This window comes from Pseudomonas sp. SJZ077, from assembly GCF_007993905.1.
GTDB classification, from domain to species: Bacteria; Pseudomonadota; Gammaproteobacteria; order Pseudomonadales; family Pseudomonadaceae; genus Aquipseudomonas; species Aquipseudomonas mandelii.
Map to the genome: position 1 here is coordinate 60,205 of NZ_VIUJ01000022.1, position 26,476 is coordinate 86,680.

25 protein-coding genes, 2 tRNA genes and 1 pseudogene are annotated in these 26,476 nt (G+C 59.7%); 15 read left to right on the forward strand and 13 right to left on the reverse strand.

The window, feature by feature from the left end; genetic code table 11:
* Positions 1–60 precede the first annotated feature (60 nt).
* From murI to hemA, 5 genes are read right to left on the reverse strand one after another with little or no spacing between them, the layout of a single operon-like run.
* Entirely contained in the window at positions 61–852 is a 792-nt protein-coding gene (gene murI, locus FBY01_RS26175) for a glutamate racemase (protein WP_145310074.1), read from the reverse strand.
* Positions 845–1,600, reverse strand: coding sequence for a molybdopterin-synthase adenylyltransferase MoeB (locus FBY01_RS26180; protein WP_145310072.1), 756 nt, complete (start codon positions 1,598–1,600; stop codon positions 845–847). The genes murI and FBY01_RS26180 overlap by 8 nt, the downstream gene beginning before the upstream one ends.
* Entirely contained in the window at positions 1,594–2,424 is an 831-nt protein-coding gene (gene prmC, locus FBY01_RS26185; RefSeq protein WP_010458270.1) for a peptide chain release factor N(5)-glutamine methyltransferase, read from the reverse strand. Before prmC ends, FBY01_RS26180 begins: the two co-directional genes overlap by 7 nt.
* Positions 2,425–3,507, reverse strand: a complete 1,083-nt coding sequence (gene prfA, locus FBY01_RS26190) for a peptide chain release factor 1 (RefSeq protein WP_010458272.1) — start codon at positions 3,505–3,507, stop codon at positions 2,425–2,427.
* A complete protein-coding gene (gene hemA / locus FBY01_RS26195) occupies positions 3,504–4,793 on the reverse strand; it encodes a glutamyl-tRNA reductase (protein ID WP_145310069.1) in 1,290 nt (429 codons plus the stop codon). The genes prfA and hemA overlap by 4 nt, the downstream gene beginning before the upstream one ends.
* Positions 4,794–4,975: 182 nt before the next feature.
* Between hemA and FBY01_RS26200 the strand changes: the two genes are divergently transcribed.
* From FBY01_RS26200 to ychF, 8 genes are all read left to right on the forward strand, one after another.
* On the forward strand, positions 4,976–6,700 hold the full coding sequence (locus FBY01_RS26200) for a tetratricopeptide repeat protein (RefSeq protein ID WP_077749018.1): 1,725 nt from the start codon (positions 4,976–4,978) through the stop codon (positions 6,698–6,700).
* A 4-nt stretch (positions 6,701–6,704) separates the two neighbouring features.
* A complete protein-coding gene (lolB, locus tag FBY01_RS26205) occupies positions 6,705–7,322 on the forward strand; it encodes a lipoprotein insertase outer membrane protein LolB (RefSeq protein ID WP_102594939.1) in 618 nt (205 codons plus the stop codon).
* 2 nt (positions 7,323–7,324) lie between these two features.
* Complete coding sequence (gene ispE, locus FBY01_RS26210; RefSeq protein WP_010458280.1) at positions 7,325–8,176, forward strand: 4-(cytidine 5'-diphospho)-2-C-methyl-D-erythritol kinase; 852 nt, start codon at positions 7,325–7,327, stop codon at positions 8,174–8,176.
* Between the two features lie 36 nt (positions 8,177–8,212).
* A tRNA-Gln gene (locus FBY01_RS26215) sits at positions 8,213–8,287 on the forward strand.
* Between the two features lie 46 nt (positions 8,288–8,333).
* Positions 8,334–9,275 carry a ribose-phosphate pyrophosphokinase gene (locus FBY01_RS26220; RefSeq protein WP_010458281.1) on the forward strand — a complete coding sequence of 314 codons (942 nt, stop codon included), beginning with the start codon at positions 8,334–8,336 and terminating at the stop codon, positions 9,273–9,275.
* 141 nt (positions 9,276–9,416) lie between these two features.
* Positions 9,417–10,019, forward strand: a complete 603-nt coding sequence (locus FBY01_RS26225; RefSeq protein WP_074880258.1) for a 50S ribosomal protein L25/general stress protein Ctc — start codon at positions 9,417–9,419, stop codon at positions 10,017–10,019.
* A 170-nt stretch (positions 10,020–10,189) separates the two neighbouring features.
* Positions 10,190–10,774 (forward strand): aminoacyl-tRNA hydrolase, encoded by a 585-nt coding sequence (gene pth, locus FBY01_RS26230; RefSeq protein WP_010458286.1) that lies wholly within the window; start codon positions 10,190–10,192, stop codon positions 10,772–10,774.
* Positions 10,775–10,796: 22 nt separating this feature from the next.
* Positions 10,797–11,897 carry a redox-regulated ATPase YchF gene (gene ychF / locus FBY01_RS26235; protein ID WP_010458288.1) on the forward strand — a complete coding sequence of 367 codons (1,101 nt, stop codon included), beginning with the start codon at positions 10,797–10,799 and terminating at the stop codon, positions 11,895–11,897.
* A 176-nt stretch (positions 11,898–12,073) separates the two neighbouring features.
* Here the strand turns inward: ychF and FBY01_RS26245 are convergent, their stop codons facing one another.
* The gene (locus FBY01_RS26245; protein WP_145310067.1) at positions 12,074–13,291 is read right to left on the reverse strand and encodes an MFS transporter; all 1,218 of its coding nucleotides are present in this window, start codon (positions 13,289–13,291) and stop codon (positions 12,074–12,076) included.
* Positions 13,292–13,624: 333 nt separating this feature from the next.
* Between FBY01_RS26245 and FBY01_RS26250 the strand changes: the two genes are divergently transcribed.
* Together FBY01_RS26250 and FBY01_RS26255 are read left to right on the forward strand one after the other, a co-directional pair.
* On the forward strand, positions 13,625–15,682 hold the full coding sequence (locus tag FBY01_RS26250) for a methyl-accepting chemotaxis protein (RefSeq protein WP_010458292.1): 2,058 nt from the start codon (positions 13,625–13,627) through the stop codon (positions 15,680–15,682).
* 116 nt (positions 15,683–15,798) lie between these two features.
* Positions 15,799–15,875, forward strand: a tRNA-Met gene (locus FBY01_RS26255).
* Positions 15,876–15,946: 71 nt separating this feature from the next.
* On the opposite strand, the gene FBY01_RS26260 is transcribed toward FBY01_RS26255, so the two are convergent.
* A complete protein-coding gene (locus FBY01_RS26260) occupies positions 15,947–17,056 on the reverse strand; it encodes a DUF2817 domain-containing protein (RefSeq protein ID WP_145310065.1) in 1,110 nt (369 codons plus the stop codon).
* 164 nt (positions 17,057–17,220) lie between these two features.
* On the opposite strand from FBY01_RS26260, the gene ggt reads away from it, so the two are divergent.
* The 3 genes from ggt to FBY01_RS26275 all read left to right on the forward strand — a co-directional run bounded on the left by ggt (position 17,221) and on the right by FBY01_RS26275 (position 19,977).
* Positions 17,221–19,053 (forward strand): gamma-glutamyltransferase, encoded by a 1,833-nt coding sequence (gene ggt, locus FBY01_RS26265; RefSeq protein WP_145310063.1) that lies wholly within the window; start codon positions 17,221–17,223, stop codon positions 19,051–19,053.
* Between the two features lie 246 nt (positions 19,054–19,299).
* Positions 19,300–19,602 carry a type II toxin-antitoxin system HigB family toxin gene (locus tag FBY01_RS26270; RefSeq protein ID WP_077749021.1) on the forward strand — a complete coding sequence of 101 codons (303 nt, stop codon included), beginning with the start codon at positions 19,300–19,302 and terminating at the stop codon, positions 19,600–19,602.
* A 3-nt stretch (positions 19,603–19,605) separates the two neighbouring features.
* A complete protein-coding gene (locus FBY01_RS26275; RefSeq protein ID WP_077749022.1) occupies positions 19,606–19,977 on the forward strand; it encodes a type II toxin-antitoxin system HigA family antitoxin in 372 nt (123 codons plus the stop codon).
* A gap of 76 nt (positions 19,978–20,053) precedes the next feature.
* Here the strand turns inward: FBY01_RS26275 and FBY01_RS26280 are convergent, their stop codons facing one another.
* Entirely contained in the window at positions 20,054–20,398 is a 345-nt protein-coding gene (locus tag FBY01_RS26280; protein WP_010458309.1) for a gamma-glutamylcyclotransferase family protein, read from the reverse strand.
* Between the two features lie 33 nt (positions 20,399–20,431).
* Entirely contained in the window at positions 20,432–21,526 is a 1,095-nt protein-coding gene (gene ddlA, locus FBY01_RS26285) for a D-alanine--D-alanine ligase (protein WP_010458310.1), read from the reverse strand.
* A gap of 186 nt (positions 21,527–21,712) precedes the next feature.
* Here ddlA and FBY01_RS26290 point away from each other — a divergent pair, with 186 nt between their 5' ends.
* Together FBY01_RS26290 and FBY01_RS26295 are read left to right on the forward strand one after the other, a co-directional pair.
* Positions 21,713–22,522 (forward strand): AraC family transcriptional regulator, encoded by an 810-nt coding sequence (locus tag FBY01_RS26290; protein WP_077749037.1) that lies wholly within the window; start codon positions 21,713–21,715, stop codon positions 22,520–22,522.
* A gap of 76 nt (positions 22,523–22,598) precedes the next feature.
* Positions 22,599–22,967 (forward strand): cupin domain-containing protein, encoded by a 369-nt coding sequence (locus FBY01_RS26295; RefSeq protein ID WP_010458312.1) that lies wholly within the window; start codon positions 22,599–22,601, stop codon positions 22,965–22,967.
* Positions 22,968–22,979: 12 nt separating this feature from the next.
* On the opposite strand, the gene FBY01_RS26300 is transcribed toward FBY01_RS26295, so the two are convergent.
* From FBY01_RS26300 to FBY01_RS26310, 4 genes and pseudogenes are all read right to left on the reverse strand, one after another.
* Positions 22,980–23,579, reverse strand: a complete 600-nt coding sequence (locus FBY01_RS26300) for a flavin reductase family protein (protein ID WP_145310060.1) — start codon at positions 23,577–23,579, stop codon at positions 22,980–22,982.
* Between the two features lie 56 nt (positions 23,580–23,635).
* Positions 23,636–24,196, reverse strand: a complete 561-nt coding sequence (locus tag FBY01_RS32360) for a methyl-accepting chemotaxis protein (RefSeq protein ID WP_370655159.1) — start codon at positions 24,194–24,196, stop codon at positions 23,636–23,638.
* Positions 24,176–25,000: pseudogene (locus FBY01_RS32365) on the reverse strand (PAS domain-containing protein); the annotation flags it as partial. The gene FBY01_RS32360 and the pseudogene FBY01_RS32365, both read right to left, overlap by 21 nt.
* A gap of 80 nt (positions 25,001–25,080) precedes the next feature.
* Positions 25,081–26,394, reverse strand: a complete 1,314-nt coding sequence (locus FBY01_RS26310; RefSeq protein WP_145310058.1) for an MFS transporter — start codon at positions 26,392–26,394, stop codon at positions 25,081–25,083.
* Positions 26,395–26,476 lie beyond the last annotated feature (82 nt).

Here is a 26,476-nt window from a genome sequence, read left to right on the forward strand (position 1 = left end):
AGTCGACGATTAATCAGAAGTTCAGCCCAATTATTCGTTTTCGCCCACTTTTTTTTTTAGTTATCTATCGAAGCTTTGCACAACACCGCCGCTGTTCCACAGCGTCGGCAAAATAGTCCTGAAATGCTCCGGATCGGCACTCGTCCAGAACTGCGCAGCACGTGCCGGCCCCTCGGCAAGTAACTCACGCTCGGCCAACAAACGCTGGAGTTGCCGCGCAACAGCGGCACCGGTGTCGATCAAGCTGATGTCTTCAGGGATCATCTGCTTAAGCAATGGCTTTAGGAAGGGATAATGCGTGCAGCCCAGAATTATCGTGTCGCACCCGGCGCCGAGCAGCGGCCCGACATAGCCGGCCAGTAATTGACGCAAGGCGTCGCTGTGCAGATCGCCGTTTTCAATCAGCTCCACCAGGCCAGGACACGGTTGAGTGATGACGCGAACATCGGTAGCGAACCGGTCGAGCAAGGCTGCAAACTTGGCGCTCTGCAACGTGCCGGTGGTCGCGAGCACACCGACCACACCACTGCGGGTGGCGGCAGCGGCAGGTTTGACGGCGGGCTCCATGCCGACGATGGGCCACGCAGGGTAATCACGCCGCAAGTCTGCAACGCCTGCAACCGTCGCCGTGTTGCAGGCCAGCACCAGGGCCTTCGCGCCCTGCTGCTGAAAGAATTCGGCCATCACGCTGCAACGCTGCTGGATGAATTCAGGGGTTTTTTCGCCGTAGGGAACATTGCCGCAATCGGCGACGTACAGCAGAGACTCGTTGGGCAGCAAACGCTGGATCTCGGCCAATACCGAAAGCCCACCGACGCCGGAGTCGAATACGCCGATTGGCGCTTCACGCATGTTTTGAACCACAGACGCTGCAGCCAGGATCGCGCTTGACCCGCAATTCACGGAAGCGCGAGCCCAAGGCATCGATCAGCAACAGGCGCCCCACCAGCGGCTCGCCGAAACCCACCAGCAGCTTCAGGGCTTCCAGCGCCTGGAGGCTGCCCACCAGCCCAACCAGTGGACCGACAACGCCGGCCTCACTGCAGGTCAATTCGGCTTCACTGCCGTGACCGTATAGACAGTGGTAACACGGGCTTTCCGGGCGTCGCGGGTCAAACACCGACAACTGCCCTTCGAGGCGAATCGCCGCGCCGCTGACCAGCGGTTTGCTGGCAGTAACGCAGGCCGCGTTGACCGCTTCACGGGTCGAGAAATTATCGGAACAGTCCAGCACCAGATCCACCGCCGCCACGGCGGCCGCCAGGGAATCTTCGTCCAGTGCGGTGCGATGGGCGATCAGTTGGATCTCGGGATTGATCGCGCTCAGTCGGCGGATCGCTGAATCGACCTTGCTCGAGCCGACGCTGTCAGTGTCGTGAACGATCTGGCGTTGCAGATTGGTCAGGTCGACCGTATCGAAATCCGCCAGGTGCAGCTCGCCGACACCGGCCGCGGCCAGATACAGCGCCACCGGTGAGCCAAGACCGCCAAGACCGACGATCAATACGCGGCTTTCTTTCAGCCGCAACTGGCCGTCGATATCGACGTGTTGCAACAGAATCTGCCGGCTATAGCGCAACAACTCCTGATCATTCAGCACGGCAGGCGCCCCAGGCTGATACGTTCGTGACCGCCCAGATCGGTGCGGCTGTGGACTGCTTCAAAGCCGCGGCTCAACAGCAAGTCGCGCACGGCTTCGGCTTGATCGTAACCGTGTTCGAGCATCAGCCAGCCACCGGCCTCCAGATAATCCGGCGCCTGGGCGACGATCAGGCGCAGATCATCGAGCCCGTCGACGCCAGCCACCAGAGCGCTGGCCGGTTCGAAGCGCACATCGCCTTCTACCAGATGCGGGTCGGCGGAGGCGATGTACGGCGGGTTGCTGATGATCAGATGAAAACGCTGACCTTCCAGGGCGCTGAACCAATGGCTGCTCAGCACCGTGGCATTGTTCAAGTGCAGGCGCTGACGATTGCGTTCGGCCAGCGCCACGGCCTCGAGTATGCGATCCACCGCAGTGACTTTCCACGCCGGACGCTCGCTGGCCAAAGCCAGGGCAATGGCGCCGCTGCCGGTGCCAAGATCGAGCACTTGGGCCGGTGTGGCTGGCAGCAATTCCAGCGCCGCTTCCACCAGCAATTCGGTATCCGGGCGCGGGATCAGCGTGTGCGGCGCGACTTCCAGATCAAGCTTCCAGAACCCTTGCTGCCCCAGAATGTAGGCCACCGGCTCACCGCCGCGACGACGTTGCAGGTACTCGGCAAACTTCAGCGCGGCTTCGCTCGGCACAATGCGTTCCGGCCAGGTGTGCAGAAAGCTGCGGGACTTGCCCAAGGCCGCGGCCAGCAATAATTCGGCATCCAGACGCGCCGTGGGCGAGTCGGGCAAATCGGCGGCGCGCAACAAACTGGCAATGATCGTCATTTACTCACCTATCGCTGCCAATTGATCGGCCTGGAACTCGGCCAGTAACGGTTCAATCACGGCCTCGACGCCGCCCGCTAGGACTTCGTCGAGGGAATACAGCGTCAGGTTGACCCGGTGGTCGGTCACCCGGCCCTGGGCAAAGTTGTAGGTGCGGATGCGCTCGGAGCGATCGCCCGAACCGACCAGCAGCTTACGCTCGCTGGCGATGGCGTTCGCGGCGGCGCTGGTTTGTTGATCGTTGAGCTTGGCCGACAGCCAGGACATCGCCCGGGCACGGTTCTTGTGTTGCGAGCGTTCTTCCTGGCATTCGACGACGATACCGGACGGCAAGTGCGTGATGCGGATCGCCGAGTCGGTCTTGTTGACGTGCTGGCCGCCGGCCCCGGAGGAACGATAGGTATCGACCCGCAGATCCGCCGGGTTGATCTCGATCGTTTCCTGCTCATCCGGCTCAGGCAACACCGCCACGGTGCAGGCCGAGGTGTGGATGCGACCCTGGGATTCGGTGGCCGGAACCCGTTGCACGCGGTGCACGCCGGATTCGAACTTCAGTTTGCCGTAGACGTTTTCGCCTTCAACACGGGCGATGACTTCTTTATAGCCGCCGTGCTCACCGATGTTCTCCGAGAGAATTTCCACCCGCCAGCCACGCCGCTCGGCATAACGCGAATACATACGGAACAGGTCGCCGGAAAAAATCGCCGCTTCGTCACCGCCGGTGCCAGCACGGATTTCGAGGAACACGTTGCGCCCGTCATTCGGGTCCTTGGGTAGCAGCATGCGTTGCAGGCTGGCTTCGATGTCGATCAGTTGCTCTTTGGCTTCGCGAACTTCTTCCACGGCCATTTCGCGCATGTCCGGGTCGCTGTCCTTGAGCAGTGCCTGGGCGCCTTCGAGGTCGCCTTGCACTTTGAGCAGCTGTTTATAGGTGGCGACAATCGGTTCGACTTCCGCGTATTCCTTGGAATAGGTGCGGAATTTGTTCTGATCGGAAATGACTTCGCCATCGCCAAGCAGGGCGGTCAATTCCTCGAAACGGTCCTGGAGGATGTCCAGCTTATTGAGCAGTGACGCTTTCATTGCGGTTTCTTATCCGAAAAGCTATCCGATGAGCCCTCATTCAGGGCAAAGAGTTCCTGGGCCATGGCCAGCGCATCGAGGCGGCCTTCGGCAGAAAGCTTTTTCAACTGCACACTCGGGGCGTGCAAGAGTTTGTTGGTCAGGCCACGCGCCAATTGCACCAGCACCTCTTCGGCGCTGCTGCCATTGGCCAGCATGCGCTGGGCCTTCTGCAATTCTTCGTCGCGCATGCGCTCGCTTTGTTGGCGATAGGCCTTGAGCACATCCACCGCCGCCAGTTCACGCAGGCGGACCATGAAATCTTCGGCACCGACCGAGACCATCTCTTCCGCCGCCTGGGCAGCGCCCTGCCGGCTCTTGAGGTTTTCGGCGACCACTTCGTGGAGATCGTCGACGCTATAGAGGTAAACGTCGTCCAACTCGCCGACTTCCGGCTCGATATCCCGAGGAACAGCGATGTCTACCATGAAGATCGGTTTGTGCTTGCGCAGTTTCAACGCGCTTTCCACGGCGCCTTTGCCAAGGATCGGCAACTGGCTGGCAGTGGAACTGATCACGATGTCGCTGCGCACCAGCTCTGCCGGGATGTCCGAGAGCAAAACGGCATGGGCACCAAACTGCTCGGCAAGGATGCTCGCGCGTTCCAGGGTTCGGTTGGCGACCACAATGCGCTTTACACCCAGTTCATGCAGGTGGCGGGCGACCAGGGTGATGGTCTCTCCGGCGCCGATCAGCAAGGCCTGGCTGCGCTGCAAATCGCTGAAAATCTGTTTCGCCAGGCTGACCGCGGCAAACGCCACGGACACCGGGTTCTCCCCGATGGCCGTGTCGGTGCGCACTTGCTTGGCCGCGTTGAACGTCGCTTGAAACAAGCGCCCGAGCAGCGGACCGATGGTGCCGGCCTCACGCGCCACGGCGTAGGCCGATTTCATCTGACCGAGAATCTGCGGTTCGCCCAACACCAGCGAATCGAGCCCGGAAGCCACCCGCATCATGTGACGAACTGCCGCATCATCTTCGTGCACATAAGCGCTCGCACGCAGCTCTTCGAGGCTCAAATGATGATAATCGGCCAGCCAGCGCAAGATGATGTCAGCCGAAAGGTGATCCTGTTCTATATAGAGTTCACTGCGATTGCAGGTGGAGAGGATCGCAGCTTCGCGGCTGTCGGTAAGTCGGCAGAGCTGCTGCAAGGCCTCCACCAGCTGCTCAGGGGTAAAGGCCACGCGCTCGCGGACGTCTACTGAAGCAGTCTTGTGGTTGATACCGAGTGCAAGGAAGGCCATTCAAGGTCGCTGATGGTGACGTGAAGCCGGCAATTGTCCTACTTCGACAGAGCCAGAACAACTACCGCTGACTATTGTCCCAATGACCTGCCTCTATAAAGGCATCCATCGAGACTCGGTTATGTTTGGCCGAAGGCTTGTGTCATGATGATCCGACCGCAGGTTAGTCGTCCTCTTCCTATATGAATAGATCTTCCGCGTTGCTCCTCGCTTTTGTCTTCCTCAGCGGCTGCCAGGTCTTGGCACCCGTTTCGTCGGACGGTACGCCGCCGGTCGAAGACAGCACTCCGGCCCCTGAAAAGCCCAAGGTTTACAGCTCATTCAGTGAAGAAACCGTCTTCAGTCTGTTGAGCGCCGAACTGGCTGGCCAGCGCAATCGTTTCGACATTGCCCTGGACAACTACGTCACCCAGGCCATCAACACTCAGGATCCGGGCATCTCCGAGCGAGCCTTCCGCATTGCCGAATACCTTGGCGCCGATCAGGCTGCCCTGGATACCGCGTTGATCTGGGCAAAAAACGCCCCGGACGATCTCGAGGCGCAACGCGCGGCTGCCGTGCAACTGGCGCGCGCCGGGCGTTATGACGACTCCATGGTCTATATGGAGAAAGTCCTGCTCGGCAAAGGCGACACGCATTTCGACTTTCTTGCCCTGTCCGCGGCCGATACCGACCAGGACACGCGCAACGGCCTGATGAAAAGTTTTGACCGCTTATTGCAGCGCCACCCGAACAACAACCAGTTGATTTTCGGCAAGGCTTTGCTGTTGCAACAGGACGGTGACGCAAAAGGCGCGCTGACCTTGCTTGAAGACAATCCGCCGGACGACGGCGAAATTGCCCCGATCCTGCTGCGCGCGCGCCTGTTGCAAGTGCTCAACCGTGGCGATGAAGCCTTGCCACTGCTGCAAAAAAGCATCAAGAAATACCCGGACGACAAGCGTCTGCGCCTGACGTATGCACGCATGCTGGTTGAACAGGACCGCATGGACGACGCCAAGGTCGAGTTCTCAAGCCTGGTCCAGCAATACCCGGAAGACGACGAACTGCGTTATTCCCTGGCGCTGGTGTGCCTGGAAGCCAAGGCCTGGGACGAGGCCAAGGGTTATCTGGAAGACTTGGTCGCCCGGGAAAGCCACGTTGATTCGGCGCACCTGAACCTCGGTCGTATAGCTGAAGAGCGCAACGACCCACAAGGCGCGCTGATCGAGTACGCCCAGGTCGGCCCCGGCAATGACTATCTGCCTGCGCAACTGCGCCAGACCGACATTCTGATCAACAACGGCAAGACCGCCGAAGCCCAAAGCCGTCTGGCTACGGAACGCGACGAGCAACCTGATTACGCGATCCAGTTGTACCTGATCGAAGCCGAGACCTTGTCTGCCAACAATCAGCCCGACAAGGCGTGGAAGGTTCTGCAAACCGCGCTGCAGAAGTACCCGGACGATTTGAACCTGCTTTACACCCGCGCCATGCAGGCGGAAAAACGCAATGACCTGGCGCAGATGGAAAAAGACCTGCGCCTGATCATCAAGCGCGACCCGGACAATGCGATGGCGTTGAACGCCCTCGGCTACACCCTGTCGGACCGCACGACGCGTTACGCCGAAGCCAAGGCCCTGATCGAACAAGCGCACCAGATCAACCCGGAAGACCCGGCGGTACTCGACAGCCTCGGCTGGGTGCACTTCCGCCTGGGCAATCTCGATGAAGCCGAGCGCTATCTGCGTCAGGCCCTGGATCGCTTTCCCGATCAGGAAGTTGCCGCTCACCTGGGCGAAGTCCTGTGGGCCAATGGCAAACAGCGGGAAGCCAGGCAAATCTGGAGCAAGTTCCTCAAGGAACAACCCGACAGCCCCATCCTGCGCAGCACCATCAAGCGCCTGACCGGATCAGAGACTCTTTAAGATTATGTTTTTGCGCCACCTTATTGTTTTCAGCTTCATCGCCCTGCTCGCCGGTTGCGCGGGCTTCGGCGCCCGCGAATCGGTCCAGGGCCAAGGCAACACGGCCCAATGGCGCGATTACAAACAGCAGCTGACCAGCCTTGATGGCTGGCAGATCAACGGCAAGATCGGTATTCGTGCGCCAAAAGACTCGGGCAGCGGCACGTTGTTCTGGCTGCAGCGACAGGATTACTACGACATTCGCCTCTCTGGCCCGCTGGGTCGCGGCGCGGCTCGTTTGACCGGCCGCCCGGGCAAAGTCTCGCTGGAAGTGGCCAATCAGGGCCGTTATGACGCCACGACCCCCGAAGCGCTGGTTGAAGAACAGCTCGGCTGGAAGCTGCCGGTGTCCAATCTGGCGTGGTGGGTTCGCGGGCTTCCGGCCCCGGACAGCAAAAGTCGCCTGACCCTGGACGCCGACAGTCGGCTGGCCAATCTCGAGCAGGACGGCTGGCAAGTCGAATACCTCAGTTACGCCGAGCAAAACGGCTACTGGCTGCCCGAGCGGATCAAACTGCACGGCACCGACCTTGATGTCACGCTGGTGATCAAGGAATGGCAACCACGCAAACTGGGGCAGTGAACATGACCGTTGCGCGCTTGACGCTGCCCTCCCCGGCCAAACTCAATCTGATGCTGCACATTCTCGGCCGCCGTGAAGACGGTTATCACGAGTTGCAGACGATTTTTCAGTTTCTCGATTACGGCGACGAAATCACGTTTGCCGTTCGTGACGACGGTGTGATTCGGTTGCACACCGAATTCGATGGCGTTCCTCACGACAGCAACCTGATCGTCAAAGCCGCGAAAAAACTTCAGGAGCAATCCGGTTGTTCGCTCGGCATCGATATCTGGATCGAAAAAATCCTGCCCATGGGCGGTGGAATCGGTGGCGGCAGTTCAAATGCCGCGACGACTTTGCTCGGCCTCAATCATCTCTGGCAACTGGGTTGGGATGAGGATCGACTGGCCGTGCTGGGCCTGACACTGGGCGCCGACGTCCCGGTTTTCGTGCGTGGGCACGCGGCTTTCGCCGAGGGCGTAGGGGAGAAACTCACCCCTGTAGACCCCGAAGAACCGTGGTATCTCGTGCTTGTGCCGCAAGTATCTGTAAGTACAGCAGAAATTTTTTCAGATCCGTTGTTGACACGTAACTCTTCTCCCATTAAAGTGCGCCCCGTTCCCAAGGGAAACAGTCGAAATGACTGCTTACCGGTGGTAGCAAGGCGTTATCCAGATGTACGTAACGCATTGAATTTGTTAGGTAAATTTACCGAAGCAAAACTCACCGGAACTGGAAGTTGTGTGTTTGGGGGCTTCCCAAGCAAAGCTGAAGCTGATAAAGTCTCGGCCCTTCTTACAGAGACCCTTACAGGGTTTGTAGCAAAAGGAAGCAACGTTTCGATGTTGCATCGCAAGCTACAAAATCTGCTCTAAAGGAATCGATTACTGGGTAATCGTTGCAACAGATACAGGGGCGTCGCCAAGCGGTAAGGCAGCAGGTTTTGATCCTGCCATGCGTTGGTTCGAATCCAGCCGCCCCTGCCATTTTCCTATACTCATCCAGGTTACCCTCAGCCTTCAGGTACTGCGCGTGTCCAAGATGATGGTCTTTACGGGGAACGCTAACCCCGATCTGGCTCGGCGTGTTGTACGTCAGCTGCATATCCCTCTCGGTGACATCTCTGTCGGTAAGTTCTCCGACGGCGAAATTACTGCCGAGATCAATGAAAACGTCCGCGGTAAAGATGTTTTCATTATTCAGCCGACTTGCGCTCCGACCAACGATAACCTGATGGAACTGGTAGTGATGGCTGATGCCTTCCGCCGCTCCTCGGCTACTCGTATCACTGCTGTTATTCCTTACTTTGGTTATGCCCGTCAGGATCGCCGTCCGCGTTCCGCACGTGTGGCTATCAGCGCGAAAGTCGTTGCTGACATGCTTACCGTAGTCGGCATCGACCGTGTTCTCACGGTTGATCTGCATGCTGACCAAATCCAGGGTTTCTTCGATATTCCGGTAGATAACATCTACGGCTCCCCGGTTCTGGTGGATGACATTGAAGATCAGCGCTTCGAAAACCTGATGATCGTGTCCCCGGACATTGGCGGCGTCGTGCGTGCACGTGCTGTTGCCAAATCCCTGGGCGTGGATCTCGGGATCATCGACAAACGCCGTGAGAAAGCCAATCACTCTGAAGTAATGCATATCATCGGTGATGTCGAAGGGCGTACCTGTATTCTGGTCGATGACATGGTCGATACCGCCGGCACTCTGTGCCACGCGGCCAAGGCCCTGAAAGAGCATGGCGCCGCCAAGGTTTTCGCCTACTGCACACACCCTGTGCTGTCCGGTCGGGCGATCGAAAACATTGAAAATTCCATGCTGGACGAACTGGTGGTGACTAACACCATCCCGTTGTCCGCTGCTGCTCAAGCCTGCACGCGTATCCGTCAACTGGATATCGCGCCGGTCGTTGCCGAGGCGGTCCGCCGCATCAGCAATGAAGAATCGATCAGCGCGATGTTCCGTTAAGGGCCCTGCCCTTCTCGACTGTCTCGCTGACGAAAAGCGCCCCGCCCCGGCATTCCTGCCGGGGCGGGGCTTTTTTGCCCATATCGCCTTTAGCGCTGGTCGCAACCGCTGGGGCGAATGTGGTTATTTTGGAGATACAAAATGAACGAATTTACTCTGAATGCTGAAGTGCGTTCCGACCTGGGGAAAGGTGCGAGCCGCCGCCTGCGTCGTCTCGCAAGCCTGGTTCCAGCTGTAGTTTACGGTGGCGAAAAAGCCCCTGAATCCATCAGCATGCTGGCTAAAGAAGTTGCCAAACTGCTCGAAAACGAAGCGGCTTACAGCCACATCATCGAGCTGAACGTTGGCGGCACCAAGCAAAACGTAATCATCAAGGCTCTGCAGCGTCACCCGGCCAAAGGCCACGTACTGCACGCTGACTTCGTGCGCGTTGTAGCTGGCCAGAAACTGACCGCTATCGTGCCTGTACACTTTGTTGGCGAAGAAGCCCCGATCAAGAAAGGCGGCGAAGTTTCGCACGTTGTTTCGGAAATCGAAGTGACCTGCCTGCCAAAAGACCTGCCTGAATTCATCGAAGTCGACCTGGCTAACGCCGAAATCGGTTCGATCATTCACCTGTCCGACCTCAAAGCCCCTAAAGGCGTTGAGTTTGTTGCTCTGGCACACGGCGATGACAAGGCTGTTGCCAACGTCCACGCTCCACGTGTTGCTCCAGAAGCTACTGAAGAAGGCGCAGCAGAGTAATTCACTCTGTCATGCCGGAGTGATCAAGTAACATCGCGGACTGGAACGTAGCGAGAAAGCGGGCGAGAACGCGGAGTTTACATAATGGTAAATGAGCACTTTTCGTCCACTTTCGCCGCACACACTGATTGCGGCGATGTTATCCACCACTCCAAAGAAGGGCCCCTATCGTGACTGCCATCAAACTGATCGTTGGCCTGGGAAATCCAGGCGCTGAATACGAACAGACCCGGCATAACGCAGGGGCCCTTTTTGTTGAGCGCATCGCGAACGCGCAAGGCGTCAACCTTGTGGCCGATCGCAAATATTTCGGCCTGACCGGGCGCTATTCGCATCAGGGTCAGGATGTTCGTCTGCTGATTCCCACCACCTACATGAACCGCAGCGGCCAGGCCGTCGCGGCACTTGCCGGCTTCTTCCGCATTACGCCTGAAGAAATCCTGGTGGCGCATGACGAACTCGACCTGCCACCTGGCGTTGCCAAGCTCAAACAGGGCGGCGGCCATGGCGGTCACAACGGGTTGCGCGACATCATCGCGCAACTGGGCAATCAGAATACCTTTTACCGCTTGCGGCTTGGCATTGGCCACCCGGGCGTTGCCAGTATGGTTTCAAATTTCGTCCTGGGTCGTGCGCCACGCGCCGAACAGGAAAAACTCGATGCCAGCATCGACTTTGCCCTCGGCGTGCTGCCGGATATCCTCGCCGGTGAATGGAACCGCGCGATGAAAAACCTGCACAGCCAGAAGGCCTGACTCACTCCTCGGGGAAAACACCATGGGATTCAATTGCGGCATCGTCGGCCTGCCTAACGTCGGCAAGTCCACCCTATTCAACGCCCTGACCAAATCCGGGATCGCGGCCGAGAACTTCCCCTTCTGCACCATCGAGCCGAACACCGGTATCGTGCCGATGCCGGATCCACGCCTGGAAGCCCTGGCGGCCATTGTCAATCCAAAGCGCATCTTGCCAACCACCATGGAATTCGTCGACATCGCGGGCCTGGTGGCCGGCGCCTCGAAAGGTGAAGGCCTGGGCAACAAGTTCCTCGCCAACATCCGCGAGACCGATGCTATCGCTCACGTGGTCCGCTGCTTCGAAGACGAAAACGTGATTCACGTCTCCAACAGCGTCGACCCGAAACGCGACATCGAAATCATCGACCTGGAACTGATCTTCGCCGACCTCGACAGCTGCGAGAAGCAACTGCAGAAAGTTGCCCGTAACGCCAAGGGTGGTGACAAGGACGCCGTGGTCCAGAAAGGTCTGCTGGAGCAACTGATCGCTCACTTCACCCTCGGCAAGCCAGCGCGCACGCTGATGAAGAACATGGGCGCCGACGATAAAGCGGTGATTCGCGGCTTCCACCTGCTGACCACCAAGCCGGTCATGTACATCGCCAACGTCGCTGAAGACGGTTTCGAGAACAACCCGCTGCTGGACATCGTCAAGGCCATCGCCGAAGAAGAAGGCGCCATGGTGGTTCCGGTCTGCAACAAGATCGAAGCCGAAATCGCCGAACTCGAAGACGGCGAAGAGAAAGACATGTTCCTCGAAGCCCTGGGCCTCGAAGAGCCTGGCCTGAACCGCGTGATCCGCGCCGGCTACGAAATGCTGCACCTGCAGACCTACTTCACCGCCGGTGTCGAAGAAGTCCGCGCCTGGACCGTCCGCGTAGGTGCTACCGCGCCACAAGCCGCTGGCGTGATCCACACCGACTTCGAAAAAGGCTTCATCCGCGCCGAAGTCATCGCCTACGACGACTTCATCCAGTACAAAGGCGAAGCCGGCGCTAAAGAAGCCGGTAAATGGCGCCTGGAAGGCAAGGACTACATCGTTAAAGACGGCGACGTGATGCACTTCCGTTTCAACGTGTAAAAGCCGCCGCACAAGAAAAAGCCGCGTTTAATACGCGGCTTTTTTGTGCCTGAAATCCGGGCGAGACCTAATCCTGCAGGAGCGAGGCTTGCCCGCGAAGAACGATGACGCGGTGTTCCTGGCAAACGGTGTAATGGCCTTCGCGGGCAAGCCACGCTCCTACAGGTGGAGCGGTGCTACGCCTTTTTGGTTCTTGGCAGGAAGATCGCCAGTACGCCAAACAATGGCAGGAACGAGCACAGAAAGTACACGTATTCGATGCCGTGGACATCCGCCAGATGCCCGAGCAACGCCGCGCCAATCCCGCCAAAACCGAACATCAATCCGAAGAACACCCCGGCAATCATGCCGACATTGCCCGGCACCAGTTCCTGTGCGTACACCACAATGGCCGAAAAGGCTGACGCGAGGATAAAGCCGATCAGCACGCTCAGAATGCTTGTCCAGAACAGATCAACGTGAGGCAGGATCAGCGTGAACGGCGCCACGCCAAGGATCGAGAACCAGATCACCGCCTTCCGCCCGATCTTGTCGCCAATCGGCCCACCGAAGAACGTCCCCGCCGCCACGGCGCCCAGGAACAGGAACAGATGCAGCTGCGAACTGGCCACCGACAGGTCGAACTTCTCGATCAGGTAGAAGGTGAAGTAGCTGGTGAAACTGGCCATGTAGAAATACTTGGAGAACACCAGCAGCCCGAGCACCACCAGCGCGCTGATCACCCGGCGTTTCGACAGGCCGTGCGTTGCCGCCTGACCTTGTTTGAGCTTGAACAGGTTTAAGTGGTTGGCGTACCAGCGGCTGATCCGATAGAGCACGAACAGCGCAAACACGGCGAACAATCCAAACCACGCCACATGGCCCTGGCCGAAGGGAATGATGATCGCCGCTGCCAGCAACGGGCCGAAGGCCGAGCCGGCATTGCCGCCGACCTGAAAGGTCGATTGCGCCAGACCGAATCGCCCGCCCGAGGCCAGTCGAGCCACGCGAGAAGCTTCCGGGTGAAAGGTCGACGAGCCGATGCCAATCAACCCCGCCGCCAGCAGAATCAGCGGAAAAGTACTGACCACCGACATCATCAAAATACCGATCAGCGTGCAGATGGTTCCCGCCGGTAGCAGCCAAGGCTTGGGATGGCGATCGGTGTGGTAACCGACCCATGGCTGCAACAGCGAAGCCGTCAGCTGGAACGTCAAAGTGATCAATCCAACCTGGGTAAATGTCAGGCCATAGTTGGCTTTCAACATCGGATAAATCGACGGTAGAACTGACTGGATCAGGTCATTGATCAAATGCGCCAGCGCCACCGCGCCAATGATGCGCATGACCAGCGGGCTGCTTTGTGAAGTCGCGGGTGCCGACGTCGTGCCGGTCTGAACATTGCTGATAGCCATGAGAATTTCCGTACAGCAGATGGGGTGCACGCAGGCAGGTGCGTCAATGTGCCATTTTTCAGTGCGACAGCGCCATCCCCTTAGCCTGCTAACGACCTCGACACTCATCGCCAAGAAGGTGATAGCGCAACGCCATGGTCTGAATCTTGCCTTGTTAATCCGCTTCAACGCGGCCCCTTACAAAGGGGACCGAGAATGGGAAGTTTCGCTACAGAGTCGGCCTACAGAGCTGACAAGGGTGAACTTTCGAGGCCTTTTAAAAGGGCACAAGTCGCGGTCGCAACGACCCCGACGCACGCCATTGGTGCGTGGTGTTCAGAGGAGTCATGGGGCATGCAGGCTTTTTTATCACCGGGGATCGGATTGCTGGGGCGTTTTGGCTTCGCACGCAAATTTCAGTTGTTGTTTCTGCTGTTTATCCTGCCGCTGGCAGGCAGCCTGGTGATGATTGGTCAGGACTATCGCGCCAAACTTAACTTGATCTCCGGCGAACGTGCCGGTGTTCGGCAACTGCTCGCCCTGGATGCGCTCGATAACCTGCTCGCCGCCCAACGCGACCGCGCCGCCCGCTGGCGCGCGACGGAAACCAATCGCCAGCCAACGCCTGCAACCCTTGCCGCGATGGCTGGGTTCGATGCGGTTCAACCCGCCGTCGCCCAAGCCACCTCGGACCTCGGTGATGCGCTGAAAACCGAAGGCGCCGAGGGCGAAACCCTGACCCGTTATCAGGCCCTGCAAACCGCCCTCAACGGCCTCGACTCGAAAAGCCTGAGCAGCGTTGGTTGGTGGCCGGATGGCTACGATCGTTTCACCAATGCCTTGAGTGCACTGCAAGCCTTGCGCGAGCAGATCGCCATGGACAATCGCCTGACCCTCGCGCCGTGGCTGGAAACCTACCTGCTGACGCAAATCTCGACACAGCATGCACCGGACCTGATTGAGCGGGTTGGCCGCCTGGCCAGCGTCGGTCAGGCATCGGTGGTGTCCGGGCAGTTCACCCTGCAAAGCCGTCTGCAATTGCGCGATTTGCGCAGTCGTATCGGCGATGCCCGGGAACAGCTGGCGAAAACCGCAAGCCTGCTGGAAGCACGCCTGCCCAGCGCGTTGCAAAGCTGGGCCGGGCAATACCACGACAGCCTCAAGCATCTCGATGCTGAACTGAAAGTCCTCGATGACGGCGTCTTCGGCGGCAGCATCAAGCTCAAGCCGGAAGAATTCGAGCGCAGCCTCGACAGCCTGCTCACCGACCTCGCCTCGCTGCGCCAGCAGTCATTGGTTTCGCTGGATCAACGCCTGGATTACTACCATGGCTCGGCGATCAGCCAGTTTATTCTGGTGGCGACGATCTTTGGCTGCCTGCTGCTGGCCGCGCTGTACCTGTTCATCTGCTTGCAGGCCTCGATCCGGCGCAGCGCCAGCGGCATCACCCTGCTGGCCGAAGCATTGCGCGACGGCAACCTAAGCCTGCAAGTGCCGGTGCAGGGGCGCGACGAACTGGCGGCCATCAGCACCGCCCTGAATGTCGCCGTGGTGCAGCTGCGCAACAGTTTACTGGGGGTCGATCACGAAACCTTGCAGGTGAGCAACGCGGTGCGCACCCTCAACCATCACTCCAGCGGCGCCTTGGGCGAAGTTGAAGCGCAGCAATTGCAGATCAGCCAGATCGCCGCTGCGGCCACGCAGTTGGCCGCGACCTCTCAGGGTGTCGCCCAGAGTTGCGAACAGGCGTCCGGCAGCGCTCAACACACCCAACGCATTGCGGCCGACAGCAGCCGCGACAGCCAACGCACCACGGCGAGCATTCAGCAGCTCAACCAGCGCTTGAACGACACGGCGGCGGCACTCGGCCGGGTCAGCGAACAAGGCCAGCAGATTCAATTGGTGGTCGACACCATTCGCGGCGTGGCCGAGCAGACTAATCTGCTGGCGCTCAACGCGGCGATCGAGGCGGCTCGCGCGGGCGAACAGGGTCGCGGCTTTGCGGTGGTGGCGGATGAAGTGCGCAGCCTCTCGCAACGCACTCAGTCCTCCACCGCGCAGATCGCCGGCACTGTCGACAGTCTGCGCAGCACGGTGAATGAGGCGGTCAGCCTGATGGAAGCGGCCTGTAGCCAAGCGCAAAGTGATGCCCAGTCGGTCACCGGCCTGGGCGAACGCCTCGGGGAAATTGCCCACGCGGTGCAAGGCGTTACCGACACCCTGGCGCAGATCGCCACGGCGGTTGAGGAACAGGCCAGCACCGCCGATGAAGTCAGCGGCAACATCCAGCAGGTCGATCAGGCCGCGGTAAGGTTGCTCGAAGGCGCGCGGGCGGTGAACCTGGCGGCGGACACCTTGAGCCAGGGCAGCAAGGCCTTGAGTGCCAATACCGGGAGATTTCAGCTCAGTTGACGCCCTCACCCGGCCCGAATATTCGGCTCAGGTGGATAAGCGGTTGAAAGCGTAGAGAAATATTTTGGATTTACGCTTGACGCATCTGCATTACCGGTGAATAATGCGCGCCACTTGGCTACATAGCTCAGTTGGTTAGAGCATAGCATTCATAATGCTGGGGTCCGGGGTTCAAGTCCCTGTGTAGCCACCAAGTACTAAAAACGGCTTACCGAAAGGTAGGCCGTTTTTTTATGCCTCGCGAAAAGTGCCCCGAACAGCACTTCAAGAACGAACCGTCGGCAACGCCGATAACGCGCGCTCCCAAATCTGCCACGTCCGCAGCCAGACCATCGCCTGCCAGTCGCTGTCGGCAGGATAGAACTGCTCCAACAGATTCAGCTTGATCTCGCGCCCCACCGCATCACTTGGATTGCCATGCAGATGCAGCCAGTGGTCATCGCGCAAATGACGATGAACGTCCGGCCCCGGATACGTCCCGCACTCGATCACGAACGGCATCAGTTTGACCTGCGGCAGCGCATTGATCAGTGCCTGCGAGGTGTAGCCCGTCGCGGTGGCCGCCACGCCGGTTTCACTCAAGGTGTCGGCACCGGTCAGCAACGTGTAGAGCCAGGGACCATAAATGGCCTGCGCATCGGGTAGCGCCGGATAAGCCGCCTCGGTGATGGTCAGCAACATCGGATGACCGTACTCGCCAGCGCCGGTGTGCAAATCGAAACACATCGCGACCTCGGCGTGGGCAACATGCGTTTGCAGGATTTCGTGCAGCGTGCGGTTCGACCAGCTCGGCGCCAGGCCGCCATAAAACAGCCCATCGGGATGACTGTGCTGGCCGCCCTCGACGATTGACATCACCGCTGGCAAGCCGTGTTCGCGAATCTGTCCGTCGAGCAAGGCGTCGGCGCGCTCACGTTCGGGCCCCCGCAACTCAGTGAACGCATAGATGTCATGCAGCGCTGCGTAAGCCTGATTGTCCGGCAGCGGACGTTCGAAGTTCAGGTGATTGCGGTTCAGATCGATGTTGTCTTCGTTGACCCGACGCAGCCATGCGGTGCCCCAGGGATTGATCAGGTGGATCATCACCACCGCGACATCCGCCGGCAGTGAACGCTTGCCCAACTCCTGCATCCACTTGATCTGGCATCCCGAGCCATAGAAACCTTCCACCCCATGGGTGCCGCTCAACGCAATCAGCAATCGCTTGGCACCTGGATCACCCAACACCGCCACATCGGTGCTCAAGGGTTCACCGAAAGGTCCTTTGAGGGGATGCGGATATTCAGTCAACGTCGCTCCGGCCGCGGTCGCTGCGGCGAGGAATTGCTCACGCTGAGTGCGATAACTCGGCTGGGTGGGAAACTCGGTCTGCATGGCTGCCTCTTGTTGATTTTCTGCCCCGTCTGATGCCCTCGACCCTACAGAAAATCCGTCAACTCATGAAGGGTAAAAGCGTCTTGGCTCTCATCCGTGGTTTGCACCACGCCCTGTCGGCCGATAAAGTCCCCTGATCTTTTCCCACGGACGGAGTGCCCAACGTGTTCTCAGCCTTCCGCTTGAGCCGCTATCGCCTGTCAGCCTTTTCGCTGATCGCCACTGCGCTGACCCTTGCAGCGTGCAACGCCCCGCCCACGTCGACATTGCCGATCGCGCCGGAAGTCGCCTCGGGTTATCGCACCGACCTGCAAACCCGGCACGCCTCGAAACACATGGCGGCGGCAGCCAACCCTCTGGCGGCCGAGGCCGGGCGCGAGATGCTGCGTCAGGGCGGCTCGGCGGTGGATGCCGCGATTGCCATGCAAGCGGTGTTGACGCTGGTGGAACCTCAATCCTCGGGCATCGGCGGCGGCGCGTTCATTGTGTTGTGGGATGGCAAGAACGTGCGCACTTACGACGGTCGCGAAACCGCACCGGCCGGCGCCACGGAGAAGCTTTTCCTACAAGCCGACGGCAAACCGATGGCCTTCACCCAGGCGCAGATTGGGGGTCGCTCAGTGGGCACGCCCGGTGTGTTGCGAGCGCTTGAGCTGGCACATCAGAAACACGGTCGTCTGCCATGGGCGCAACTGTTCGAACCGGCCATCCGACTCGCGGAGCAAGGTTTCGCCATCTCGCCGCGCTTGCATCAACTGATCGCTTCAGATTCCTCCATGCGTCGCTCGCCTGACATGATGGCGTACTTCCTGAATGCCGATGGCAGCCCGAAAGCCGCCGGCACTCAGCTGAAAAACCCGGCACTGGCCGCCGTACTCAAACGCATCGCCACAGAAGGTCCCGATGCGTTGTACAAAGGGCCGGTTGCGCAAGAAATCGTCGCCAAGGTTCAGGGCCACGCCAACCCTGGCAGTCTGTCGCTGAACGATCTCCAAGGCTATACGGCCAAGGAACGCGCGCCGCTATGCACCGACTACAAACGCTGGCAGGTCTGCGGCATGCCGCCACCGTCGTCGGGCGGGATCGCCGTAGCGCAGATCCTCGGCACACTCCAGGCGCTGGAAGTACGCGACCAGCGTTTTGCCTTGGCCTCAATGAAACCGGTCAAGACCGACAAACCCGCCGGCACCGAGCCGACGCCAGAAGCCGTGCACCTGATTGCCGAAGCCGAGCGCCTGGCCTACGCCGACCGCGCGCTCTATCTGGCCGACGCCGACTTCGTGCCCGTCCCTGTCAAAGGCCTGGTGGACCCGAGCTATCTGGCCAGCCGCGCCGCCCTGATCGGTGACCGCAGCATGGGCATAGCCAAACCCGGCACCCCGCCGGGCATCAAGATCGCCTATGCACCGGACCGTTCACCGCTGCGCATCTCGACCTCGCAAGTGGTCGCGGTCGATGACGAAGGTGGCGCGGTGTCCATGACCACCACCGTCGAATCCGCGTTTGGCTCGCACGTGATGGTTCAGGGTTTTCTGCTCAACAATCAGATGACCGACTTCTCGTTCATCCCCGAAGAAAACGGGCAGAAAGTCGCCAACCGCGTCGAACCCGGCAAACGCCCCCGCTCGTCCATGGCACCGACGCTGATTTTCGACCGTCAGAGCGGCGAATTCCTCGCCACCATCGGCTCGCCGGGCGGTTCGCAAATCATCGAATACGTCGCCAAATCCACCATCGGCCTGCTCGACTGGAACCTCGACCCGCAAGCCGCCATCAGCCTGCCCAACTTCGGCAGCCGAAACGGCCCGACGGAACTGGAAGAGGGTCAGTTCAGCGCCGGGTTGATTCAGGCGCTGAAGGACAAAGGGCACAGCGTGAGCGAGATCGACATGACCAGCGGCACCCAGGCGATTGTCCGGGTGAAGGATGCGCAGGGGAAGGCTTCATTGGCGGGCGGGGCCGATCCTCGTCGTGAGGGGGCTGCGTTGGGGGATTGATTCCTACAGAGGGTGGAAAAGGCTTACCGGGAGGTAGGCCTTTTTTGTATGTAATGAGTCCTGTTCGGCTACCTCGCGCCGACTTTTCCTACCTGCACACCACTGCTTCTTCGATAGAGTTCAAAGATCATTTTTCGCATCAGTTCAGCCACCCGAAGCACCTAGGTACAAAGTCGAATCCGCACCTCCCATCGGCCACACCTCCACAGACTTGCATCAGTCCCATCACGGGACTAGGATCACGCCATGAGAATTATCGCCATTAGCCAGCTTAAAAGTTTTTGGGAGCGCTACCCGGACGCAGAACAATCCTTACTAGCTTGGATTGACGAGGCAAGAAATGCCGAGTGGAAAACACCTGCGAACATAAAAGCGCACTTTGCTACCGCCAGCATTCTCAAGAGCCGTAGAGTCGTGTTCAACATCAAGGGTAATGACTTTCGGCTGGTAGTCGCTGTGGCTTATCGCTTCGGCGCCGTTTACATAAAATTTGTCGGCACTCACAAGCAGTACGACGCAATCGACGCCGATACCGTCGAGATGGAGTAACCAATGAACATTCGTCCGATTCACACCGACGAGGACTACCGCGCAGCCCTCAAGACTGTATCTGCCCTTTTCGACAATGAGCCAGAGCCTGGCACGCCTGAAGGGGATTATTTCGACATCATGATCACACTGATCGAAGCTTATGAATCGAAGCAGTTTCCAGTTGATCTGCCCAATCCAATCGATGCGATAAAATTTCGCATGGAACAATCAGGTCTGTCCGCAGCGGACCTTGCGCCTGCCATTGGCCGGACAAACCGGGTTTACGAAGTGCTTAATGGCAAGCGTGCGTTGACGCTTCCGATGATATGGAAACTACATGATCTGTTCGGAATACCAGCAGAGAGCCTGATTAAACCTATGAAACAAGCTTGATCAAACGTCGGTCGAAGCGTACTGGCCGACGCTGAAAATCTCCCCTCCCCGGCTCATCGGATATCACGCAGGCACACTACACGCTCACGTACACCCACGCTTCAATCCCGGATTGAAGGACTACGCTGACACGCTTGTAATCCGATACCTCATAACTGTCGGCGGCGGCTAGTTCCTCGGGTGTGATCTGGAACACCATGCCGGGAATCGGGACGCTGCTATCGCTTCCCGGACGAAGAATCGGATGGTGAGTCTTGCCGCTGGTGGCCAACACCTCTGGGTCGGTGATTTCGACCCAGGACTGCTCGTACCCCAGCATCGCATCGGCACTGCCGCTGAGCTCGCGCCCGAAGTTGGCCAGTTGCACGACTTTGTCCTGCAAGGTGCCGTAGGAAAACAGGTACTCCGTTTTATCGCTCATCCATAAATCCTTGTTTGAATAGTCCCGAGTAGCTTATCGGGTGATCTTCAGCGCTTGCCGTGCCTTGTGCTTCTCCAGCGCCAGATCGATCAAGCGGCTGACCAGCTCGCTGTAAGTCATGCCGGTGGCTTGCCAGAGCTTGGGGTACATGCTGATTCGGGTGAAGCCGGGCAGCGAGTTGATTTCGTTGATCAGCACTTCGCCGCTGTCGGTCAGGAACACATCGACCCGCGCCAGCCCGGAACAGCCGAGCACCTGAAACGCCTCGACAGCCAAGGCGCGGATGCGCTCACTGGCCTCGCTGCTGATGTTGGCCGGCACCACGACCTCTGCCGCTTGAGCGTCGATGTATTTGCTGTCGTAGGAATAGAAGCCGCTGCGCACCACGATCTCGCCACAACCGCTGGCGATGGCATCCTCGTTGCCCAGCACCGCGCACTCGATCTCGCGACCGTTGACGGCGGATTCGATCAATACTTTTTCATCGAAACCCAGGGCCAGTTCCACCGCCGCCGTGTACTCGGCTTCGTCACTGACCTTGCTGACGCCCACGGACGACCCCTGGTTCGCCGGCTTCACGAACAGCGGCAGACCGAGTTTGGCCTGGACCTCGGCGAACCCGGTGCGCGCGGCGCTGGCACGAGTCAGGGTCACGAAGGGCGTGACTGCAATCCCGGCATCACGCAACAGCCGCTTGCTGATGTCCTTGTCCATGCACACCGCCGAGCCGAGCACATCGGAGCCGACAAAGGGTAAATCCGCCATGCGCAGCAGGCCTTGCAGGCAACCGTCTTCACCCAGCGTGCCGTGCACGATCGGGAAGATCACGTCGACGTGACCCAGCATTTCCTGACTCGAGGTTTCGACCAATTGCTGGCTGGCCTTGCCCGGCACCACGGCCAGTTCCCGGTTGGACTGGTTGAGGGCGATCAGGGCCGGATTTTCCTGGTTGAGCAGGAAGTTCGATGGATCATTGAGGTGCCAATGGCCTTGCTTGTCGATACCGATCAGCACCGGTTCGAAGCGCGACCGATCCAGCGCATCGACGATGTTTTTCGCCGATTGCAGCGACACTTCGTGCTCCGCCGAACGACCACCAAAAATAATCCCTACCCGCAGTTTGCTCATACCAGACACCTCGACGAACGGTCAAACGCACCCGCGCCTCGATGGCTTACAGGGTGCAGAGAGTGCTCGATACCTTGCTACATTTGTATGCGGTTTTCTACCAGCCCCATGGGTTTTGTCGGCCAGCAGACAGGTGGCCGGTCCCTGGGTTACCGTGATCGACATTGCGCTCAAGACAACGACACCATGGCCAAGCACACGCCTCCCATCGACTGGTTCCATCGCGCCCCCGACGTGGGCGGGGTTCAGCGTTTCGAGGCATTTTTTGCCGGCCACGGCTACGACCTTCACCGCCATGACACCTACGCAATCGGCCGGACCCTGGCCGGCGTGCAGAGTTTTCAATACCGCGGCGGCTGGCGCCACAGTCTGCCCGGCGGGACCCTGGTGCTGCACCCGGACGAAGTCCACGATGGCGAGGCTGGCACCGAGGCCGGCTTCAAGTACCGGATGATGTACATCGAGCCGGCGCTGATCCAGCAGATACTCGGCGGGCAACCGCTGCCGTTCATCAAGACCGGATTGTCGACCGACCCACGCCTGTTCGCCGCCACCGACGTGCTGCTGCGAAGCCTGGATTGCCCCCTCGATCCACTGGAAGAGCAGGACGCGCTGTTCGATCTGGCGCAGGCATTGAGCACTGTCTCCGGCGCGCCCGGTAAACGCCAACGCTTCGACTACGTGGCGGCGGAGCGCGCGCGGGAGTTCATCCACAGCGCCCTGGATCGCACGGTGACACTGGAGGAACTGGCGCAGCACAGCGGTCGGGATCGCTGGAGTCTGTCGAGGGATTTCCGCCTGTTGTTTGGCACCAGCCCTTATCGATACCTGACCATGCGTCGCCTGGACCTGGTCCGCGCCCTGCTGATCCAGGGCCAGTCTCTGGTCAGTGCCGCACTGATCGCCGGTTTCACCGACCAGAGCCACATGACCCGGCAATTCAGCAAGGCATACGGCCTCTCACCGGCCCGCTGGATGAAAATGCACCGCCGCTGAGCGCGCACAATCGTACAAGAAGCCCGCTGCCGTGCTGACTATCGTGGCTTCACGATCAACCACGAGAGCTTTCTTCATGAACGCCTACCAAAGCCTGAACTTCGCTGAAAAAATCGCCCGGATCGACTCGCACTGGAGCCCTCGGGTCATCGCCGAGATGAACGACTACCAGTTCAAAGTGGTGAAACTGCTGGGGGATTTCATCTGGCACGATCACCTGGACACCGACGAGACCTTCATCGTGATCGAGGGGCAGCTGCGCATCGACTTTCGCGATGGCCACGTCCTGCTGAACGCGGGGGAAATGTACGTGGTGCCAAAGGGTGTCGAGCACAAACCCTCTGCCGCGCAGGAAGTGAAACTGCTGCTGATCGAGCCCAAGGGTGTGCTGAATACAGGCAGCGAAGGCGGCGAACGCACGGCGCAGAATGACGTCTGGGTGTAAAAGGCCGCCGGTTTACGGCTGCAGAGTCTTGCCGTCCACCGGCTCGCCGATCGTCAGGAAATGCCCGCCCGCCACATGATGCAGGGTGCGTAGCGCATCGTGTCCCTCGAAGTGCCAACGGCCTTCGCTGAACACGCGCTCATCGGCCTGGGCGGCAATCACCTCGGCCAGGAACAGGTCGTATTGCTGATGGTTGTTGGGCTCCGGCAGCAGTCGGCACTCCAGCCAGGCGACGCAACCTTCAAGCATCGGCGCATCGATCAGCTCGCCACTGAACGTCTGCAGGCCGTAGATCTGAAACTTGTCCAGGCCCTGGCCCTGAGTCAGCTCCAGGCCCGACGTCGAGCCCACAGTCTGGGCGATGTCGGCCTGGGCCGCGCAGGGAACGTTCAGCACGAAGGTGCCCGACGCTTCCAGCAGTTGGCGGGTCCAGGTGGACTTGTCCAGCACCACGGCGATTTTCGGCGGTTCGAAGTCCAAAGGCATGGCCCAGGCCGCGGCCATGATGTTGCGCTTGCCTTCATGCGCCGCGCTGACCAGCACGGTCGGCCCGTGATTGAGCAAGCGATAAGCCTTGGACAAGGGAACCGGACGGCGGTGAGAAACGCTCATGAGGGCTGCTCCTGGGGAAACGCCGATTGTAGCGATTTCCACCTGGAGGTCAGTTATCAAGTCGCCAGTTGATTGGCAAACTGCCCGACCGCGTTCACCACTTTCTGTGCGCCGTCCTGAATCTCGACGATCACCGTGCCCGCTTCCGCCGCCAGCGCCAGGCCTTGTTCAGCCTGAAGTTTGCCGTCGGTCATCAGGGCCACGGCATTGCGCGCCATGTCCTGGTTCTGGCGTACCACGCCAACGATTTCATCGGTGGCCTGGCTGGTACGGGACGCCAACTGCCGGACTTCATCCGCCACCACCGCAAAACCTCGCCCCTGTTCACCGGCGCGCGCCGCTTCGATGGCCGCGTTAAGCGCCAGCAGGTTGGTCTGTTCGGCAATGCCGCTGATGGTTTTGACGATGGTGCCAATCACCAGCGACTGCTCGTTCAACGCTTCGATGCCTTCGCCGGCGGTTTGCATGTGCCGGGCCAGGTCACGCATTACGTCCACCGCCTGAGTCACCACGGCGGTTCCACGCTGAGCGCTTTGATCGGTTTGCTGGGAGGTGCTGTAGGCGATGTTGGCCGCTTCGGCGACCGCCTGCTCCTGATTGACCTGATCGGTAATCACCGTGGCGAATTTCACCACTTTGTAGAGCGTGTTGTTGGCATCCACCACCGGGTTGTAGGACGCCTCCAGCCAGACCACACGACCGTGGTTGTCCACACGCTTGAAGCGGCCTGCCACGAATTCGCCGGCGTTCAGGCGGCGCCAGAAGTTCTGGTATTCCGCGCTGTTGTACTCTTCAGGCTCGCAGAACGTACGGTGATGTTTGCCCTTGATTTGCGCCAGGCTGTAACCCATGCCGCTGAGGAACCGCTCGTTGGCCGCCAACACGTTGCCATTGAGATCGAACTCGATGACCGCCGTCGAACGCACCAGCGCGCCGATCAGGTTCTCATGCTCGCGGGACGCCTCGATGGTGCGGGTCAGGTCGCTGGAATAAATCGAGAAGTGCTTGATCCGCCCCTCCGAGGACAACACGGGCTGCACAATCGAACGCAACCAGGCTTCCTTGCCATTGCCCCGCAGCAAACGCACGGCGCCGGCAAAGTGCTCACGGCGGGTCAGCGCAGCCTTGAAGCGGAGGTGGAATTCGTCCGATTTCACATGGGGCGGGACGATGTCTTCAATGTGCCGGCCGATCAGGTCGCTGCTCTTGTAGAGCATCTCGCCGAGGAAGTTCTGGTTGACCGATTGAATCCGTCCATCAGGATCCAGAGTCAGGACCAGCATCTCGCTTTCCAGACTGTCCTTCACTTGCTGAAGGCTGGAGAGTTCTTCGCGAAGAGCCGACAGCTCCTGCTTCAAGCGTTTGTTGAACATGGAAAGCACCGATGGACAGGAATGGAAAGCGGCATGCAGCCTAGCCATCGGCCTTGCGGATATTTTCTGAAGAGTGTTTCAGGGTTGTCCTACAAAAATAGTTGCGGCACGCCTGCGTGACCTTGCGTTCATGCCGTGCCAGCGGCCGGGCAATGCTCAACCCGGGGCATCCGTGTGCCGAAATAAGCAGCGCTGCTCACGCCCACCGCGCCCATCACCGCGCTGAAGATCACGCAAATCCACGGACTCCACGGCATCAGACCGATCAGCAACAACGGTGTGACACTCGCCCACGCTGCGTAGGCAATGTTGTAGGTGAAGGAAATCCCCGAGACGCGAATTCGCGCGGGAAACAGGCTGATCATCACCGACGGCACCGCGCCGACGACCCCACAACTGAGTCCGGCAATCGCGTAGGCCAAGCCGATCCATTGGCCCCCGGTGATCAGGCACGTATAAAGCACGCCGATGCCCAGCGGCAGCAGCAGGCTATAGAGCATGACCGTGCGCCAGGCGCCGATGCGATCGACGAGCAGCCCGGCGAGTACACAGCCGATGTTCAGGAACACAATGCCCAAGGCACTCAAGGCGAAGGTGTGGCTGGCGGTCATGCCGAAGGTTTTCTGCATCATGGTCGGGGTGATGACCACGAACACCACCACCGCCGACGTCAGTACGCAGGTGAGGAGCATCGCTGGCAATATCGCCAGGCGATGTTCGCGCAAGACCGTGCGCAGCGGCAGTTCGACAGCGGCCTCGCGCTTGGCCTGCATGGCCATGAACACCGGGGTTTCGCTGAGCCAGCGGCGCAGCCAGACGCCAATCACCCCAAACACGCCGCCGAGCAGGAACGGGTAACGCCAGGCGTAATCGAGGATTTCCGCCGGGGTGAACGCCTGCGCCAGAAAGGTCGCGGTCAGGGCGCCGATCAGGTAGCCAAAGGTCAGCCCGGCTTGCAAGAAGCCCAGGGCATAACCGCGATGCCCGTCCGGCGCGTGCTCGGCGACGAACACCCAGGCGCTCGGCACTTCACCGCCGACCGCAGCGCCCTGCAGGACCCGCAGGACCAACAGCAGCAGCGGTGCGAAATAGCCGATCTGGGCGTAGGTCGGCATGATGCCGATCAGCAGGCACGGCAGCGCCATCATCAGGATGCTCAGGCTGAAGACCTTCTTGCGCCCCAGCCGGTCGGCGAAATGCGCCATCAGAATGCCGCCCAATGGGCGCGCCAGATAACCCGTCACGAAAATCCCGAAGCTTTGCAGCAAGCGCAGCCACTCGGGCATTTCCGGTGGGAAAAACAGCTGGCTGAGGGTCAGCGCGAAAAAGACGAAAATGATGAAATCGTAGATTTCCAGGGCGCCGCCAAGGGCCGCCAGGCCAAGGGTCTTGTAGTCCGAGCGGCTGAACGGCGCCGGGCGCGAATCGGTATTGGCAGTCATGAAAAGAACTCTGGCACGGGCAAAAAACCAAGGCGCCCATGGTCTACGCAAACGCGTCCACCGACAACCCGTTAGACCAAAG

Excerpts from the sequence above, each read along its gene's own strand:
- murI (WP_145310074.1), bottom strand. The coding sequence starts at position 852 with ATGCGTGAAGCGCCAATCGGCGTATTCGACTCCGGCGTCGGTGGGCTT.
- prmC (WP_010458270.1), bottom strand. The coding sequence starts at position 2,424 with ATGACGATCATTGCCAGTTTGTTGCGCGCCGCCGATTTGCCCGACTCG.
- prfA (WP_010458272.1), bottom strand. The coding sequence starts at position 3,507 with ATGAAAGCGTCACTGCTCAATAAGCTGGACATCCTCCAGGACCGTTTC.
- hemA (WP_145310069.1), bottom strand. The coding sequence starts at position 4,793 with ATGGCCTTCCTTGCACTCGGTATCAACCACAAGACTGCTTCAGTAGAC.
- FBY01_RS26200 (WP_077749018.1), top strand. The coding sequence starts at position 4,976 with ATGAATAGATCTTCCGCGTTGCTCCTCGCTTTTGTCTTCCTCAGCGGC.
- lolB (WP_102594939.1), top strand. The coding sequence starts at position 6,705 with ATGTTTTTGCGCCACCTTATTGTTTTCAGCTTCATCGCCCTGCTCGCC.
- ispE (WP_010458280.1), top strand. The coding sequence starts at position 7,325 with ATGACCGTTGCGCGCTTGACGCTGCCCTCCCCGGCCAAACTCAATCTG.
- FBY01_RS26225 (WP_074880258.1), top strand. The coding sequence starts at position 9,417 with ATGAACGAATTTACTCTGAATGCTGAAGTGCGTTCCGACCTGGGGAAA.
- ychF (WP_010458288.1), top strand. The coding sequence starts at position 10,797 with ATGGGATTCAATTGCGGCATCGTCGGCCTGCCTAACGTCGGCAAGTCC.
- FBY01_RS26245 (WP_145310067.1), bottom strand. The coding sequence starts at position 13,291 with ATGGCTATCAGCAATGTTCAGACCGGCACGACGTCGGCACCCGCGACT.
- FBY01_RS26250 (WP_010458292.1), top strand. The coding sequence starts at position 13,625 with ATGCAGGCTTTTTTATCACCGGGGATCGGATTGCTGGGGCGTTTTGGC.
- FBY01_RS26260 (WP_145310065.1), bottom strand. The coding sequence starts at position 17,056 with ATGCAGACCGAGTTTCCCACCCAGCCGAGTTATCGCACTCAGCGTGAG.
- FBY01_RS26270 (WP_077749021.1), top strand. The coding sequence starts at position 19,300 with ATGAGAATTATCGCCATTAGCCAGCTTAAAAGTTTTTGGGAGCGCTAC.
- FBY01_RS26275 (WP_077749022.1), top strand. The coding sequence starts at position 19,606 with ATGAACATTCGTCCGATTCACACCGACGAGGACTACCGCGCAGCCCTC.
- FBY01_RS26280 (WP_010458309.1), bottom strand. The coding sequence starts at position 20,398 with ATGAGCGATAAAACGGAGTACCTGTTTTCCTACGGCACCTTGCAGGAC.
- ddlA (WP_010458310.1), bottom strand. The coding sequence starts at position 21,526 with ATGAGCAAACTGCGGGTAGGGATTATTTTTGGTGGTCGTTCGGCGGAG.
- FBY01_RS26290 (WP_077749037.1), top strand. The coding sequence starts at position 21,713 with ATGGCCAAGCACACGCCTCCCATCGACTGGTTCCATCGCGCCCCCGAC.
- FBY01_RS26295 (WP_010458312.1), top strand. The coding sequence starts at position 22,599 with ATGAACGCCTACCAAAGCCTGAACTTCGCTGAAAAAATCGCCCGGATC.
- FBY01_RS26300 (WP_145310060.1), bottom strand. The coding sequence starts at position 23,579 with ATGAGCGTTTCTCACCGCCGTCCGGTTCCCTTGTCCAAGGCTTATCGC.
- FBY01_RS26310 (WP_145310058.1), bottom strand. The coding sequence starts at position 26,394 with ATGACTGCCAATACCGATTCGCGCCCGGCGCCGTTCAGCCGCTCGGAC.